Origin of the sequence: Plantibacter sp. MCCC 1A11337, from assembly GCF_013349365.1 — a bacterium.
In the GTDB taxonomy this organism is placed as follows: Bacteria; Actinomycetota; Actinomycetes; order Actinomycetales; family Microbacteriaceae; genus Plantibacter; species Plantibacter flavus_A.
Genome location: NZ_JABJWX010000008.1, coordinates 1 through 14,934 on the forward strand (window position 1 = coordinate 1; position 14,934 = coordinate 14,934).

General features: G+C 69.6%; 13 protein-coding genes and 1 pseudogene. 10 read left to right on the top strand and 4 right to left on the bottom strand.

Annotation, left to right across the window (positions count from 1 at the left end):
* The first annotated feature begins 318 nt into the window (after positions 1-318).
* The 8 genes and pseudogenes from rpmB to HOW07_RS18965 all read left to right on the top strand — a co-directional run bounded on the left by rpmB (position 319) and on the right by HOW07_RS18965 (position 9,734).
* Positions 319-555 carry a 50S ribosomal protein L28 gene (rpmB, locus tag HOW07_RS18930; RefSeq protein ID WP_056010522.1) on the top strand — a complete coding sequence of 79 codons (237 nt, stop codon included), beginning with the start codon at positions 319-321 and terminating at the stop codon, positions 553-555.
* Positions 555-722 carry a 50S ribosomal protein L33 gene (gene rpmG, locus HOW07_RS18935; protein WP_056010525.1) on the top strand — a complete coding sequence of 56 codons (168 nt, stop codon included), beginning with the start codon at positions 555-557 and terminating at the stop codon, positions 720-722. Before rpmB ends, rpmG begins: the two co-directional genes overlap by 1 nt.
* Before the next feature lie 2 nt (positions 723-724).
* A complete protein-coding gene (gene rpsN, locus HOW07_RS18940) occupies positions 725-1,030 on the top strand; it encodes a 30S ribosomal protein S14 (RefSeq protein ID WP_064294760.1) in 306 nt (101 codons plus the stop codon).
* Positions 1,031-1,150: 120 nt separating this feature from the next.
* Positions 1,151-2,563: pseudogene (locus HOW07_RS18945) on the top strand (DHA2 family efflux MFS transporter permease subunit); the annotation flags it as partial.
* 203 nt (positions 2,564-2,766) lie between these two features.
* Positions 2,767-3,048 carry an HU family DNA-binding protein gene (locus HOW07_RS18950; protein ID WP_064294762.1) on the top strand — a complete coding sequence of 94 codons (282 nt, stop codon included), beginning with the start codon at positions 2,767-2,769 and terminating at the stop codon, positions 3,046-3,048.
* A gap of 160 nt (positions 3,049-3,208) precedes the next feature.
* Positions 3,209-4,378, top strand: a complete 1,170-nt coding sequence (locus HOW07_RS18955; RefSeq protein WP_175118324.1) for an exonuclease SbcCD subunit D — start codon at positions 3,209-3,211, stop codon at positions 4,376-4,378.
* Positions 4,378-7,572, top strand: coding sequence for an AAA family ATPase (locus tag HOW07_RS18960; RefSeq protein WP_175118326.1), 3,195 nt, complete (start codon positions 4,378-4,380; stop codon positions 7,570-7,572). Before HOW07_RS18955 ends, HOW07_RS18960 begins: the two co-directional genes overlap by 1 nt.
* A 167-nt stretch (positions 7,573-7,739) precedes the next feature.
* Positions 7,740-9,734 (top strand): cytochrome c oxidase assembly protein, encoded by a 1,995-nt coding sequence (locus tag HOW07_RS18965; RefSeq protein ID WP_371743725.1) that lies wholly within the window; start codon positions 7,740-7,742, stop codon positions 9,732-9,734.
* Between the two features lie 67 nt (positions 9,735-9,801).
* Here the strand turns inward: HOW07_RS18965 and HOW07_RS18970 are convergent, their stop codons facing one another.
* Complete coding sequence (locus tag HOW07_RS18970) at positions 9,802-10,869, bottom strand: hypothetical protein (RefSeq protein WP_121289486.1); 1,068 nt, start codon at positions 10,867-10,869, stop codon at positions 9,802-9,804.
* Between the two features lie 66 nt (positions 10,870-10,935).
* Here HOW07_RS18970 and HOW07_RS18975 point away from each other — a divergent pair, with 66 nt between their 5' ends.
* On the top strand, positions 10,936-12,195 hold the full coding sequence (locus HOW07_RS18975) for an ATP-dependent RecD-like DNA helicase (RefSeq protein ID WP_217485436.1): 1,260 nt from the start codon (positions 10,936-10,938) through the stop codon (positions 12,193-12,195).
* An 89-nt stretch (positions 12,196-12,284) separates the two neighbouring features.
* Positions 12,285-12,722: a hypothetical protein gene (locus tag HOW07_RS18980; RefSeq protein ID WP_064294767.1), complete on the top strand. Its 438-nt coding sequence runs from the start codon at positions 12,285-12,287 to the stop codon at positions 12,720-12,722.
* Positions 12,723-12,772: 50 nt separating this feature from the next.
* On the opposite strand, the gene HOW07_RS18985 is transcribed toward HOW07_RS18980, so the two are convergent.
* From HOW07_RS18985 to HOW07_RS18995, 3 genes are all read right to left on the bottom strand, one after another.
* Entirely contained in the window at positions 12,773-13,477 is a 705-nt protein-coding gene (locus HOW07_RS18985) for an alpha/beta fold hydrolase (RefSeq protein ID WP_121289482.1), read from the bottom strand.
* An 87-nt stretch (positions 13,478-13,564) separates the two neighbouring features.
* Positions 13,565-14,224: a heme oxygenase (biliverdin-producing) gene (locus HOW07_RS18990; protein ID WP_175118328.1), complete on the bottom strand. Its 660-nt coding sequence runs from the start codon at positions 14,222-14,224 to the stop codon at positions 13,565-13,567.
* A gap of 94 nt (positions 14,225-14,318) precedes the next feature.
* Positions 14,319-14,933: a hypothetical protein gene (locus tag HOW07_RS18995; protein WP_121289478.1), complete on the bottom strand. Its 615-nt coding sequence runs from the start codon at positions 14,931-14,933 to the stop codon at positions 14,319-14,321.
* Between the last annotated feature and the right edge of the window lies 1 nt (position 14,934).

Genomic DNA, 14,934 nt, shown 5'->3' on the forward strand with positions numbered 1-14,934 from the left:
GGAAGCTAAGACTCTTTGCGCCGATGGTACTGCAGGGGGGACCCTGTGGGAGAGTAGGACACCGCCGGACTTCTTCGTTGAAATGGCCACCCAAGGTTCTTGGGTGGCCATTTTGCGTTAACACGCACAGCGCGTTCAGTACGAGAAACACGAATTTGCAAAACGCCTGGTCACAGCGTACGCTTGACCCTTGGTGTGGACGCTCCATGTCCACATCGTGTCCACGATCCCCCACCGCTCACGCAGACCGGGATCGCGCACGCCGACAAGAGATCTTGGGCAGGGCAGTCGCCCTGCGGTAATGAAGGAGAAACTACTATGGCAGCAGTGTGCCAGGTGACAGGAGCCGTTCCCGGCTTCGGTCACAACATCTCGCACTCGCACCGTCGCACGAAGCGCCGCTTCGACCCGAACGTGCAGAAGAAGACCTACTACGTGCCCTCGCTGCGTCGTAACGTCACCCTCAAGGTGTCCGCCAAGGGCATCAAGGTGATCGACGCCCGTGGCATCGAATCCGTCGTCAAGGACATTCTCGCTCGTGGGGTGAAGATCTAATGGCTAAGCAGCAGGACGTCCGTCCAATCATCAAGCTCCGTTCGACGGCTGGTACCGGTTACACGTACGTGACCAAGAAGAACCGTCGCAACAACCCAGACCGTCTCGTGCTCAAGAAGTACGACCCCGTAGTGCGCAAGCACGTTGAATTCCGAGAGGAGCGCTAAACATGGCTAAGAAGAGCAAGATCGCCCGTAACGAGCAGCGCAAGGTTATCGTCGACCGCTACGCCACGAAGCGCGCCGAGCTGAAGAAGGCCCTCGTCGACCCCGCCGGGACCGACGAGTCGCGTGAAGCAGCTCGCCTCGGCCTCCAGAAGCTTCCTCGCAACGCTTCGCCGGTTCGCCTTCGCAACCGCGACGCGATCGACGGCCGCCCGCGAGGCAACCTCTCGAAGTTCGGCATCAGCCGCGTTCGCTTCCGCGACATGGCGCACAAGGGCGAACTGCCCGGCGTCCGCAAGTCGAGCTGGTAGCACCCGCTCAGTCGGAGCTCACATTCCGCTGACACAGCATCGCAACACCGAAAGGGCCGTCCGCATCGCGGACGGCCCTTTCGCGTCGTCGGCGACAGCTGCAAGGATCGAACGGTTCCCACATCCATCGAGGAGGCGCTGCTGGACGTCCGCACGCAACGAGCCATCGCCCTCCTAGTCGCAGGCTGCTTCTTCATGGAGAACCTCGACGGGACGATCCTCACCACAGCCGCACCGAGCATCGCGCGCGACCTCGGGACCTCGTCAACGGCCGTCGGGCTCGCCGTCACCGCATTCCTACTCACGGTGGCCGTCCTCATCCCCGTCAGCGGTTGGCTGACGGACCGGTTCGGTGCCAAGCGCATCTTCGCGCTGGCGATCGCGGTGTTCACGATCGCCTCCGTGATGTGTGCCTTGAGCTCGAGCCTGCTGATGCTCGTCGGCTTCCGGGTGCTCCAAGGCGTCGGCGGGGCGTTGATGGTGCCGGTCGGCCGGCTGGCCGTGCTCCGGGTGACGCCCAAGGAGCGGTTGATCCAGGCCATCGCCCTCCTGACGTGGCCCGCCCTCGCCGCCCCGATCATCGCGCCGTTCCTCGGTGGGGTCATCACCCAGTACGCCTCCTGGCACTGGATCTTCCTCATCAACGTGCCGATCGGTGTCGTCGCCTTCGTCGTGGCGCTCCACATCGTCCCCGACTTCGCCGCCGACGAGGTGCCGCCGCTCGACTGGCTCGGCCTGTCCCTCGCCTGTGTCGGGCTGGCGTCGCTCCTGGTGGCGGCGTCCCTGGTGTCCGGAGCCGGGTTCGACGCCCGGTGGTTCATCGGGTCGCTCCTGGCAGGTGTCGTCCTGCTCGCCCTCGCGATCCGACACCTGTTCCGTGCGCCGCACCCGTTCGTCGATCTCCGCTCGCTGCGGATCGAGACCTTCCGTCTGGCCAACGCTGGCGGCAGCGTCTACCGACTCACGATCAGCGCCGTCCCCTTCCTCCTGCCGCTGCTGTTCCAGGACGCGTTCGGCTGGACACCGGTGCAGGCGGGATCGATGGTGCTCTTCCTCTTCGCCGGCAACCTCGCGATCAAACCGGCGACGACCTGGATGCTGCGGCGGTTCGGATTCCGTCTGGTGCTCGTGTCGTCGAACCTGATCGGGGTCCTGTGCATGGCCGGGATGGCGTTCCTCACCGCTGACACGTCGATCGTGCTGACGGCGATGCTGCTCTTCGTCAGCGGGGTCGCCCGGTCGATCGGCTTCACGGCGTACAACACCATCACGTTCGCCGACGTCGAACCCCCTGCGATGTCTCGGGCGAACACGCTCAACTCGACCCTGCAACAGGTCGCGAGCGGCTTCGGTGTCGCCGTCGGGGCGATCCTCCTGACGACCGGATTCTCCCTCGAGGACGGGGTCGGTGGCGGCCAGCTGCTGCCGTATCAGTTCGCGTTCCTCGCGATCGCCGTCCTGACCCTCTTCCCGACGATCGAGGCGTGGTTGCTGTCGCGGGCGGCCGGGCACAGCGTCATCGGGGTCCGCTGAGCGCTCGCACCGACGGCTCCCAGCTGGGAAACGACCGACACGCAGGCCCGATTGTCCGCGTAGAGCGGAGAAATCCGCGAAATCTCGCGGATTGCTGCTACATTCGAGGCGGTCACACCGACCAGTTGGTGCCGTATCAGCGACACCTTCGCTACCAACACATCAGCTGTACGTTGCAGCAACGTCCGAGGAGGACCCTCACAATGGCAAATTTGAACAAGACCGAACTCGTCGCCGCCATCGCCGCATCGACCGGCCAGAGCCAGGCGACCGTCGGCAGCGTTGTCGACGCGCTGTTCACCACCGTCGCTGAGACCGTCGCCACGGGCGGCAAGGTCTCGATCCCGGGTTGGATCGCCTTCGAGCAGACCGACACCGCCGCTCGCACGGGCCGCAACCCGCAGACCGGCGCCGAGATCCAGATCCCGGCCGGCAAGCGCGTCAAGGTGACCGCCGGCTCGAAGCTCAAGGCTTCCGTCAAGTAAGTCGTCGCGGGCGCGAGCCCGCACGGACTCGGACCGCGGAGACACTCCGTCGGTCCAGACCACACAGCAGGGCGTCGCGAGAGCGACGCCCTGCTGTCGTTCGTCCGGGTGCCGTCCGGGGCGCGGCGAGGTGTCGGCGGCTCGGCCTAGCATTGCTGTCATGCGGATCCTCCACACCTCGGACTGGCACCTCGGCCGTTCGCTGCACGGGGTCGACCTGCTCCCCTTCCAACGCGACTTCCTCGTGCACCTCGAGCAGACGGTCGTGGACCACGAGGTCGACGTCCTCCTCGTCGCCGGCGACATCTACGACCGCGCCATCCCGCCGGTCGAGGCGGTGACGCTGCTGTCGGAGTCGCTCGGGCGGCTGGCGGGCCGCACCCGCGTCATCCTCGCCCCGGGCAACCACGATTCGGCCATCCGGCTCGGCTTCGGGGCCGCCATGCTGCGCGACGGGATCGACATCAGAGCCGACCTCGCCCGCATCGGCGAACCGGTCCTGGTGGAGGACGAACACGGGCCCGTCGCCTTCTACCCGCTGCCCTACCTCGACCCCGACACCGCACGAGGGGTGCTCTCCCCGGACGACCAGCCGCTCGCGCGGTCGCACGCCGCCGTCATGGGTGCAGCCCTCGCGAGCGTCCGAGCCGATCTCGCGCAGCGCCGCGAGCAGGGAGCGGTCCGGTCGGTCGTGGCCGCGCACGCCTTCGTCATCGGTGGTCTCGCGAGCGACAGCGAACGCGACATCCGGATCGGCGGGGTCGATGCGGTGCCCGCCCAGCTGTTCGACGACTTCGACTACGTCGCGCTCGGCCACCTCCACGGTGCGCAGCGCGTCGGGGCCGTGACGGGCGTCGACCGCATGCGGTACTCCGGGTCGCCGCTCGCCTACTCCTTCTCCGAACGCAACCAGGTGAAGTCGAGCGTGCTGGTCGACCTCGCCGCCGACGGCTCCGTGCACCTGGAGCTGCTGCCGGCGCCGGTGCCGCGTCGGCTCGTCGACGTCATCGGAACCCTCGCGGAGCTGCAGGGCCCCGCGGGAGACGACGCCGTCGACGCCTGGGTGCGCGCCACGGTCACCGACGACGTCCGGCCGCCGGAGCTGTACGCGACGCTGACCCGACGCTTCCCGCACCTGCTCGTCTGGTCGCACGCGCCGGCGAACCGCTCCGAGGAAGCGCGCGCCGCAGCCGTCACGGCGGTCTCCGATCCGGTCGAGGTCACCGCGGAGTTCATCGAGTACGCGACGGGTGCACCGGCGACCACTCGCGAGCGAGAGCTCATCGCGGCGGCGAACGAGGCGGCACTCGCCGCAGAGGTGAGCGCCTGATGCGACTGCACCGACTGACGCTGCAGGCCATCGGGCCGTACGCCGGTGAGCACACCATCGACTTCGTCGAACTCGGGCGGGCTGGTCTGTTCCTCCTGGAGGGACCGACCGGCGCCGGCAAATCCACGATCATCGACGCCATCGTGTTCGGGCTGTACGGCGAACTCGCCGGTACCGGGGCCAGCAAGGACCGCCTCCACTCCCACCACGCGCAGCCCGGGACGGAACCGTTCGTGGAACTCGTGTTCGAGACCGGATCCGGCGTGTACCGGGTGCGGCGGACGCCGGCCTACCAGCGGCCGAAGCAGCGCGGTGCCGGCTTCACACCGCAGCAGGCGAGCGCCACCCTCGTCCGCCTGACCGATCCCGACGCACTGGCCGGAGAGACCCTGTCGACCCGCGCGCAGGAGATCGGTCCCGAGATCAGTCGGATCGTCGGTCTCACCCGGGAGCAGTTCGTCCAGACGATCGTCCTCCCGCAGGGCGAGTTCGCGAAGTTCCTCGCCGCCGGCGGTGAGGAGCGCAGCGAACTCCTCCGGTCCCTGTTCGGGACGGAGCACTACGAGCGGGTCGCCAAGCACCTCGTCGAGCAGCGACGGCAGGCCCAGCGGGACATCGAAGGGGCACGAGAAGCGCTGGGCCGCGCGATCGCCCGGTTCGCGGGAGCGGCCGAACTCGACGACGCACGGGAACTCGTCGCGGGCGGGGGAGCGGACACCCCGGCCGGGATGGACGCTCCCTCGAGAGTCGATGCCGAGCCAGGCGACACCGCGACTGCGGAGCCCGACCCAGACCCTGACGTCGCGACCCTCGCGGTCCCGCTCGAACCCGGTTCCGAAGACCTCGCCGGTGACGCCACGCGTATCGTCGCCGTCCTCGAGCGCCACGCCGCCGCCGATGCCTCGACCGCTGGCGCTGCTCGGGTCGCCCTGGAACGCGCTCGCGCCGAACACGCCGCGGCCCAGACGCTGCTCGCGTCCATCGAACGTCGCGCGGAGCTGCTGACCGAGCGCGAGCTGCTCTCGGTGGACGACGAACCGGTCGCGCGGCTCTCCGAACGGATCGCGGCAGCGGCTCGGGCGGACACCGTGGCGTCCGCGCTCGCCGGAGCGGCCACGGCATCGGTGGCGCTCGAGGACGCCGTCGCGTCGCTCGCCGCGATGGAGGAGCAGGCCGACGAGGCGATCATTGCACTCGACGACGCGTCCGTCACCGCGCGCCGCCAATCCCTCACCGTCGAGCGGGCGTCGATGGCGGCCGTGCTCGTCCTCGAAGCCGCCGACACCGATCGCGAACGCGCGCTCGCAGCACTCGCCGGGGAGCTCGCGACCGTCGACGAACGGCTCGCCGAGCTTGCAGCGGAACAGACGCGACGGGACGCCCGCCGGACAGCGCTCGGCTCGGCACCGGAGCGCGCCTCGCGTGCGGCCACCGAGTCGGCCAGGGCCGCCCGGTCCGTCGAGCGCGCGGCTGAACGCCGTGCGGTGCTGGATCGGGTGGACGCGGCAGACGAACGCCTCGCGGGGCTCGCCGACGAGGTCACCGAGGCCGCCACGGCCGCGAAGGCGGCGATCGACGTCGAGACGTCGCTGCGCCTCCGGAGGATCGAGGGTATGGCGGGTGAACTCGCCACCGGCTTGCGGGACGGCGAGCCGTGCAGCGTCTGCGGCTCGCTGAGCCATCCGGCGCCCGCGGTGCTCGACGGAGACCACCCCGACGCGGACGCGGTCGAAGCGGCATCCGTCGCGCGGGCCGATGCCGAGGCGAGGATGCAGTCGGCGCAGAACGCCCGGGACATCGCTCGGGCGGAGCGTCACCGCCTCGTCGAGCAGTTCGCCGCGCTGGCCGACGACCCGAGCGACGTGGCTGTGACCGGCTCGTCCGACGCGTCGACGGCGGCGACCACCGGCTTCGACCCGGTCGCTGCACGCGCGGCCGTCGATGCGGCCGCAGCGGAGGCCGATCGGCAGTACGCGGAAGCCGTGGTCGCCGCCGAGCAGGCGGACGCCGAGGTCGTGGAGGCCGGGCGCCTCGCGGACGAGCACCTGGCCGGCGTGGTCGCGGTGTCGGAACGCACCGCCACTCGGGCGACACTGACCGAGCGGCTCGCCGCCGCGCAGCGCGCCCACGAGCAGGCCCGCGCCGAGGTGGCCGGTGTCCTCGCCGGCCGAGCGGCTTCACTCGCCGAGCTCGACGCGATGCTGGAGTCCGAGCTCTCCTCGCTCTCGCTGCTCGCGGCGGCACGAGCGACCGTCGCGGACCGGCGCCTGCGTGACGCCGAGCGCGCGGTCGAGCTGGAGGCGGCACTCGAGCGGGCCGGGTTCGCCGACCGCGCGGCCGCGGAAGCCGCAGCCATGAACGGGGTCGAACGGGCGAGCGCCGAGGCGCGGGTGGCCGATCACCTGCGTCACACGACCGCCAACGCGGAAGCACTCGCGAGCCCGGCTCTCGCCGGCGTCGCCGGTACCGCCGCCCCCGACGTCGAAGCGACGGCCCGACGACTGGCCGACGCCGAGGCGGCGGCAGGCACCGCGACGGCAGCGGCCGCCGTCTCCGCGCGACGAGCGGCCAACGCGGCTGCCGCCTGCACGGCACTCGCCGAGGCGGCCGACGAGAACGCCGACGCGGTCCGCGAGGCCGCGGCCGTCGTCCGCCTCGCCGACGTGGTGTCCGCCACCGGTAGCGAGAACAGCACGAAGGTCACCCTCGGCACCTACGTCCTCCTGCGCCGCTTCGAGGATGTCGTGGCGGCGGCGAACGCGCGCCTGGAGTCGATGTCCGGCGGGCGCTACGAGCTCGTCCGCAGCGACGTCAAGGAAGGACCCTCCCGCAGCCAGCGCGTCGGGTTGTCGCTCACGGTCCACGATCACCGGACCGACCGGCGTCGCGATCCGAAGTCGCTGTCCGGTGGTGAGACGTTCTACGCCTCGCTCTGCCTCGCACTCGGGCTGGCGGACGTCGTGACGGGCGAGGCCGGCGGTGTCGAGCTCGGCACGCTCTTCGTCGACGAAGGATTCGGCAGTCTCGACCCCGAGACGCTCGACACCGTGATGGCCGAGCTCGGTCGGCTCTCTGCCGGCGGCCGCGTCGTCGGCGTCGTCAGCCACGTCGAGGAGATGAAGCAGCGCATCGGCGAACGCATCGAGGTGCGGCGGCTCGAAGACGGCTCCTCGACGCTGCTCGTCCGGGCGTGAGCGGCGCCGTTCGACAGGCTCAGGGGCCGTGGGTTCGGCTCAGGGACCGGTGGTCCGGTTCAGGGACCGGTGGTTCGGCTCAGGGACCGGTGGTTCGGTTCAGGGACCGAGCGCCGGCTGATCCCGCTGCGGTCGGGGTTCCCAGCAGCGCCGCGTAGGCTTGCAGCGTGAATCGTGTCGTCCGCCTCGCGGGTCCTGCCCTCCTGCTCCTCGTGGCTGTGGCGACCCTCCTCGCGGGTCTGGCCTTCGGCGGTGGAGCGGATGCGCAACTCCTGGGCGATCCCGGCGCCGTGGTGCGGTGGGGGCTCCCGATCGCACAACTGCTCGTCAACCTGAGCGCCGCCGTCACCATCGGCGCGTTGCTCATGGCCTGCTGGGCGCTCAGCCCGGACCGGCGCGAGTACGGCGCGGCGCTCGACGTCGCCGCAGCCGGCGCCGCGGTCTTCACCGTCGCGTCCGGCGTGACGGGCTTCTTCACCTTCCTGAACGTCACGCAGGTGCCGCTCACCTTCGACGACGCGTTCGGTGCGAAGCTCAGCCTCTTCTTCACCGGGATCGAGTCGGGTCAGGCCTGGCTGCAGACGACCCTCATCGCCGCGGCCGTCACGGTGCTCTGCTTCGCCGTCCGCAACCACACGGTGCTCGTGTTCGTCTTCGGGCTGTCCCTCGTGTCGCTGCTGCCGATGGCCCAGCAGGGTCACTCCGCCGAGGCGAGCGGGCACAACGCCGCCGTCACCGCACTCGGCCTGCACCTCGTGTTCGCCGCCATCTGGCTCGGCGGTCTGCTCACGCTCGTCTTCATCCGCAAGACCCTCGAAGACGGCCGGCTCGCCCCCGTGCTCATGCGGTACTCGACCGTGGCGCTCGTGTCCTTCGTCGTCGTGGCGGTCTCCGGATACGTGAGTGCTGAGCTGCGCATCGGCTCGCTCGACCGCCTGGGCACCCCGTACGGCATCCTCGTCCTCGTCAAGGTCTTCGCGCTGCTTGCGCTCGGCCTGTTCGGCGCGCTGCAGCGTCGGGTGCTCATCGGCCGCATCGAGCGCTCCGCCGCTGCGCGCGCGGACACCCCCGCGGGCCGCACCGGCACCTTCTGGTGGCTGGTCGCCCTCGAGCTCGGGTTCATGGGCATCGCCTCCGGTGCCGCTGCAGCCCTCGCCAAGACGGCCCCGCCGGTCGACCAGACCGTGCCGACCGCGCCGACACCAGCGGTCCTGCTCACCGGTGAGGAACTGCCGCCGGAACTGACCTTCTCCCGCTACTTCACCGAGTGGAACATCGACCTCCTGTGGCTGCTGGCCTGCGCCTTCGGCATCTTCTTCTACATCGCGGGCGTCGTCCGTCTGCACCGCCGTGGCGACTCCTGGCCGATCCTGCGCACCGTCAGCTGGGTCCTCGGGCTGCTCGTGCTCTTCTACCTCACCTGCGGCGGCATCAACGTCTACCAGCCGTACCTCTTCAGCGTGCACATGCTCGGGCACATGGGCCTCACCATGCTCGTCCCCGTGCTCCTCGTCCCCGGAGCTCCGGTCACGCTGCTCGCGCGGGCGGTGCGGAAGCGCTCCGACGACTCCCGAGGGGGTCGGGAGTGGATACTCCTGGCCGTGCACTCGAAGTTCGCGGGGATCATCTCGAACCCGATCGTCACCGCGGTGCTCTTCGCCGGATCGCTCTGGGTGTTCTACTACACGCCGCTGTTCCGCTGGTCGATGGAGGATCACATCGGTCACGAGTGGATGGTCGTGCACTTCCTCATCACCGGCTACCTCTTCGTGCAGTCGCTCATCGGCATCGACCCGGTCCCGTACCGCCTGCCGTACCCGATGCGGTTGCTGCTGCTCTTCGCGACGATGGCGTTCCACGCGTTCTTCGGGCTGGCGATCATCTCCTCGACCGGGCTGTTCCTCGCCGACTGGTTCGGGGCGATGGGGCGGACCTGGGGGCAGGTGCCGCTCCTCGACCAGCAGACGGGCGGCGGGATCGCCTGGAGCGTCGGCGAGATCCCGACCCTGGCGCTCGCCGTCGCCGTCGCGATCTCGTGGAGCAAGAGCGACGCGAAGGACCAGAAGCGACTCGATCGCAACGCGGACCGCACGAACGACGCGGAGCTCAACGAGTACAACGAGCGTCTCGCGCGCATGGCGGCCAACGACACCCGCTCCTAGCCCGCGAACTGTCACTCCGGAACAGTGTGAGGGAGTCGGACTGTGCTGAAGTGACAGTTCGCGGGCTTCAGCGGAGGTCGATGTAGAGGGAGCCGTCGTCGCGGATCGTCACGAAGGCCGACAACGTGAACGGGACGTCCTCGTCGAGGGTCGAGACCGTGCCGTCGAACAGTGACTTCACGTCGACGACGAGGTGCGCGGCTCCGGCCGTCGCCGGCATCTGCCAACCGTTGTCGCCCGGCTGGACCGCCACCACGGGGTAGGCCGCGATGGACCACACCGGTAGGTCGTCCACGCGATCGCGGATCACCATGCCGAACGGGCATCCGGTGGGCTGGAGGACCTGTTGCGTGGCGCAGTTGTCGAGGTAACCGTCGATCTGCGTCTGGACCTCCCCGACGAAGTCCGAGGTGGCACTCGCGGTCACCTCGGCGTCGACGACGCTTGCGACCTCGGTCGTCGTCGCCGTCTCCACCGAAGCCGCCAGGTAGGTGGTGTCGACGTCGAAGTCGACACTGCCCGGCGTGAAGGTGAGGAGCGGGATGGTGGAGGTGAAGGCCCCCTCGGTCCCCTCCGCGACGCGGCGGGTGTCGAGCTCGAAGCCGTTCGCCCGGAACCCGGTCGTGTGTGCGACGGTCAGCTGGACGACGCTCAACGGGCTCGTCTCGAAGCGCCACGACGGGAACAGCCCGAAGGTGCGCTCGCCGCTCGTGATCGAGAACGCCGTGCGGTGCGGCTGACCCGCGAGTCGGTACGAGAAGGTCACCTCGTGGGCGCCCGAGGCGGTCGTGACGTCGGAGACGAGGCGCACGTCCTCGATCGTGCCGAGCGCCTCGCTCCGGAGCAGGGCGTCCGAGCTGTCGGCCGGCAGGCCCGCGTCGGCGAGTTCGGCGGAGCTCAGGGCGACTCCTGGCAAGGCGAGCGCGGTCGCGGCGTCGTCGTCTGCGAGGGCGTCGAGGTACCCGCGCGCGAAGGAACCGGCGCCGTAGACGTCGCGGGCGACGGCCGACCAGGCGGAGACGATGGCCGCGACGAGCAGTGCCGCGATGCAGAGCCACAGCACGACGGCGCGGACGAGCGCACCGCGCACCGTTCCCGGGCGTCGCAGCTCCCCACGTGTCGCGACATGGCTCATCCTGACATCCTAGGCGGGCACCTCGCATAGGATTGGAGGGCGAAAACGGGAGGGAACCGAAGCATCATGAGCGTAGCCCTCTCCGCCGAGCAGCAAGCCGTCTTCGACCGCATCGAGAGCACCCGCGAGCACCTGTTCGTGACGGGGCGAGCGGGCACCGGGAAGTCGACGCTCCTCAACCACCTCGCCTGGAACACCTCGAAGCAGCTGGCCATCTGCGCCCCGACCGGTGTCGCCGCGCTGAACGTCGGCGGCCAGACGATCCACTCGCTGTTCCGCCTGCCGATCGGGCTCATCGCCGACCACACGATCGACCAGAACGATCAGACCCGCAAGCTGCTCAACTCCATCGACACCCTGGTCATCGATGAGGTCTCCATGGTGAGCGCCGACCTCATGGACGCGATGGACCGGAGCCTCCGGCAGGCCCGGCAGCGGCCGCGCGAGCCGTTCGGCGGTGTGCAGATCGTGCTCTTCGGCGACCCGTACCAGCTCGCTCCCGTGCCGGGCAGCCTCGAGGAACGGGCGTACATCGCCGACACCTACCGCTCGTTCTGGTTCTTCGACGCCAAGGTGTGGTCCGAGACGCCGCTGCAGCTCGTCGAGCTCACGGAGATCCACCGCCAGCACGAGGCCGAGTTCAAGTACCTCCTCAACGGTGTCCGGCACGGCCAGGTCACCGCCGAGATGGCCGGCCGGCTGAACGGCATGGGCGCCAGGACCCCACCGGAGGACGGCGTCATCACCCTCGCGAGCCGTAACGACACCGTCGACCGCATCAACAAGGCGGCGCTCGCCAAGCTCGACGGCAAGCCGCTCACCGCCAACGCGGAGGTCTCGGGCGACTTCGGCGGGCGGGCGTTCCCCGCCGACGAGGCGCTCGACCTCAAAGTCGGTGCGCAGGTCATGTTCCTCCGCAACGACAGCGAGCGTCGCTGGGTGAACGGCACGCTCGGGACCGTGGTGAAGATCGACTCCACCGTCTGGGTCGAGGTCGACGGCGAGCAGTTCGAGGTCGAACCGGCGACGTGGGAGAAGTACAAGTACTCCTACTCCTCGGTGACGAAGCAGCTGAAGCGCGACATCGTGGCCGAGTTCACCCAGTTCCCGTTGCGGCTCGCGTGGGCGGTCACCATCCACAAGTCGCAGGGCAAGACCTACGACCGCGCGATCGTCGACCTGGGCAGCCGCGCGTTCAGCCCGGGGCAGAGCTACGTCGCGCTCAGCCGCATCTCGACGCTCGACGGCCTCTACCTCTCCCGGCCGCTGCGCCCGAGCGACATCATCGTCGACACCGACGTGAAGCGGTTCATGTCGGGGCAGTAGCGTCCGTTCGCCCATTGTCGGGCGAATCGGCGCTCCGTCGCCCGAAAAGGGGCGAACGAACGGGGTCGGTGACCCTACGATTGTCGGTTATGACGCATCCCATGCAGCAGGGCTGGCCGCAGCCCGGTCCGATCACCGCCTGGCGCACGCTCGAGCTGAACGCCAGCAAGCCACCGTTCGCCGGATACTGGGGGTTCATCCCACTCGTGGTCCGCATCGACGGCTTCGAGCATCGCCCGAGCTGGGGACCGTCGCAGTTCACTGTGCCGGCCGACCGGCCCGTGCAGGTCTCGTGCTCGATGGCGTGGCTGTGGGAGTTCGGCCGCGCCGACTACCTGCTGCACCCCGGTGAGGCGCCGACGCTCGACTACATCGCCCCGGCGCAGCAGTGGGTCTCGGGCTCGCTCGCACCGCGGGGGCAGGCGGTCATCAAGGGACGCGGCGCGCAGATCGCCGTGTACGCCGTGCTGGCACTGATCTTCGTCGCGATTCTCGGCATCCTGCCGCTCGCGTACCTCATGACCTGAGCGCCCGTCGACGCCTCGCGCTGACCGGCCTGGTCGAGGGTGGACCGTCGTCAGGTGCGATCGACGGCCCGGAGGAGGATCGCGCCGAGTTCCGCCGGCTTCGTGAACTGCGGCCAGTGACCCGTCGGGAGGTCGACGAACTCGACGTCGTGCAGCCGTGCCAGTTCCGCGACGTACGGGTGTCCCTGTTCCATCAGGCCGCGCAGCATCTCCGAGGAGAACTCGCACGCGACCACGGTCGCCGGGACGGACAGGCGACGGTCGTCGTCGGAGAGCTGCTGTCGGTCGACGGCGACGCCCTTCGGTTGCGGGACGGCTCTGGCCCGGAACTGTTCACGGAGCTCGTCGTCCAGGTCGACGAGGTCCTCTGCGTCGAACACCGTCCAGTCGGGCAGCGGGATGTCGGAACCCGACGAGGGGAGTTCCTCGTTGATGCACGCGCCGTCGGCGAGCGGACCCGAGTCGACGTACACGGCGCGGACGACGCGGTCAGGGCGGGCGTCGATCGCGGCGGAGATGATGGCGCCGCCGCCGGAATGCCCGACGAGCACGACGGGCTCGGCGCCGGCGTCGATCTCGGCGACCACGGCGTCGACGTGGTCGCGGAGGCCGATGCCGGCGCGGTCGGCAGTGACGCTCTCGAGCCCGGGGAGCGTGAGTGGTCGGACCCGATGGCCTGCCGCTTCGAGCGGGGGTGTGACCGCACTCCACGAGGATGCGTCCAGCCAGAAGCCGGGTACGAGGATGACGTCCATGCCCGAGATGCTACGCCGCGCAGGCGAGCCGCGGGAGGGGTGCTTCGCGGGCAGCGCTGCACCCGGCCGAGGGCTGAGAGGGACGGATCAGGCGATGGCGGTCGCTGCGGCCTTCGCGGTCGCGAGGTCACGGAAGAGGTCGGTGTTGAAGCGGTACGCCACCATGACCTCGTCGATCACGCGGGCCTGCTCCTCGTCGTCCCACGGGACGGCGTCGAGCTGCTCGCGGTAGGTGTCCTTGAATTCGCGCGGCTTCGCGATGTCGCCGAAGAGGTAGAAGCCGACGCCGTTGGTGTCGAAGCCGAACTGGCGCTGCATGAGCGTGCGGATGATCTGCCCGCCCGAGAGGTCGCCGAGGTACCGGGTGTAGTGGTGCGCGACGAAGCCGCCGGGCCAGACGGCGCCGACCTCGTTGATCCGTGCCACGTACCGGGCGGTGGTGGGGAGCGGGGTGATCTGTTCGCGCCAGTCCGGACCGATGAGGAACTCGAGGTCCTGCACGATGGCGGGGAGCCGCGTCAGCTTGTCGCTGATGAACGGAGCGGCGACGGCATCGGCGCGCATGCGGTCGGCGGCGGCCTCGAGGGCCTCGTAGATGAAGAAGTGCTGCGCGACGAGGGCGATGTAGTCCTCCTTCGAACCCTTCCCGGTCATGAGGTCGCTCATGAAGTCCGCCCCCTCGCTGGAGGAGTGGCCGGAGGACGTGCGCTCGCGCAGGGCCTCGGAGAAGGGGATCACAGTGCTCATGTCGGACTCCGCGTCGGCTGGCTCGGTAAGGGTTACCTAAGTGTAACGGGCCGGGCTCCTGAACGGGAGGGTGGATCTGTCGCTGTGGAGGGAATCAGTGGCTGCTGTGCAGGGAACCGTGCGGGACCGCGAACGCACCGGCGTTGGTCTGCGCCAGCGCCGGTGTGGTGAGGGCCGCCACGAACGCCGCCCCGACGAGCAGGGTGAACACGTACCGTCCGGTGCTCGGCTCGCGATGCGGCCGACGGCTCGCGCGCGTCACCAGGGCGTCGAGCTCGAGTTCGTCCGGCGCCGTCGATGCGAGGGTGACCCGCCGGAGTCGCCGCGCGAGCACCCCGGCGACCAAGAGCAGCAACACCGTGGACGAGAGGGTCGGCAGGAACGGCGGCACGGTCGTGACGCCGAGGGAGGCGAGTCCGTAGAGCGCCACCCAGACGACCACCGCGCCCACCGCGCCGGCGAAGGACGCACGGAGGCCCGGCACCCGGTCACGGACGAGGACCACGACGGACCAGAGCAGTGCGGCGACGCCGAGGGCGACGAGCGGGATCGCACCCACGGGAGAGGACCCGGCGCCGGTCGCGATCAACACGAGACCGGCGCCGAGTGCGCACATCGCGAGCAGACAGTTCGAGATCGACGTCGTGCCGGAGCGGATCGCGTCGTCCTCACCCGTCCGGGCGTCCTGCCGTTCGACGGAGACCGACATG

Coding starts and splice junctions, on each gene's coding strand:
- rpmB (WP_056010522.1), top strand. CDS start 319: ATGGCAGCAGTGTGCCAGGTGACAGGAGCCGTTCCCGGCTTCGGTCAC.
- rpmG (WP_056010525.1), top strand. CDS start 555: ATGGCTAAGCAGCAGGACGTCCGTCCAATCATCAAGCTCCGTTCGACG.
- rpsN (WP_064294760.1), top strand. CDS start 725: ATGGCTAAGAAGAGCAAGATCGCCCGTAACGAGCAGCGCAAGGTTATC.
- HOW07_RS18950 (WP_064294762.1), top strand. CDS start 2,767: ATGGCAAATTTGAACAAGACCGAACTCGTCGCCGCCATCGCCGCATCG.
- HOW07_RS18955 (WP_175118324.1), top strand. CDS start 3,209: ATGCGGATCCTCCACACCTCGGACTGGCACCTCGGCCGTTCGCTGCAC.
- HOW07_RS18960 (WP_175118326.1), top strand. CDS start 4,378: ATGCGACTGCACCGACTGACGCTGCAGGCCATCGGGCCGTACGCCGGT.
- HOW07_RS18970 (WP_121289486.1), bottom strand. CDS start 10,869: ATGAGCCATGTCGCGACACGTGGGGAGCTGCGACGCCCGGGAACGGTG.
- HOW07_RS18975 (WP_217485436.1), top strand. CDS start 10,936: ATGAGCGTAGCCCTCTCCGCCGAGCAGCAAGCCGTCTTCGACCGCATC.
- HOW07_RS18980 (WP_064294767.1), top strand. CDS start 12,285: ATGACGCATCCCATGCAGCAGGGCTGGCCGCAGCCCGGTCCGATCACC.
- HOW07_RS18985 (WP_121289482.1), bottom strand. CDS start 13,477: ATGGACGTCATCCTCGTACCCGGCTTCTGGCTGGACGCATCCTCGTGG.
- HOW07_RS18990 (WP_175118328.1), bottom strand. CDS start 14,224: ATGAGCACTGTGATCCCCTTCTCCGAGGCCCTGCGCGAGCGCACGTCC.
- HOW07_RS18995 (WP_121289478.1), bottom strand. CDS start 14,933: ATGTCGGTCTCCGTCGAACGGCAGGACGCCCGGACGGGTGAGGACGAC.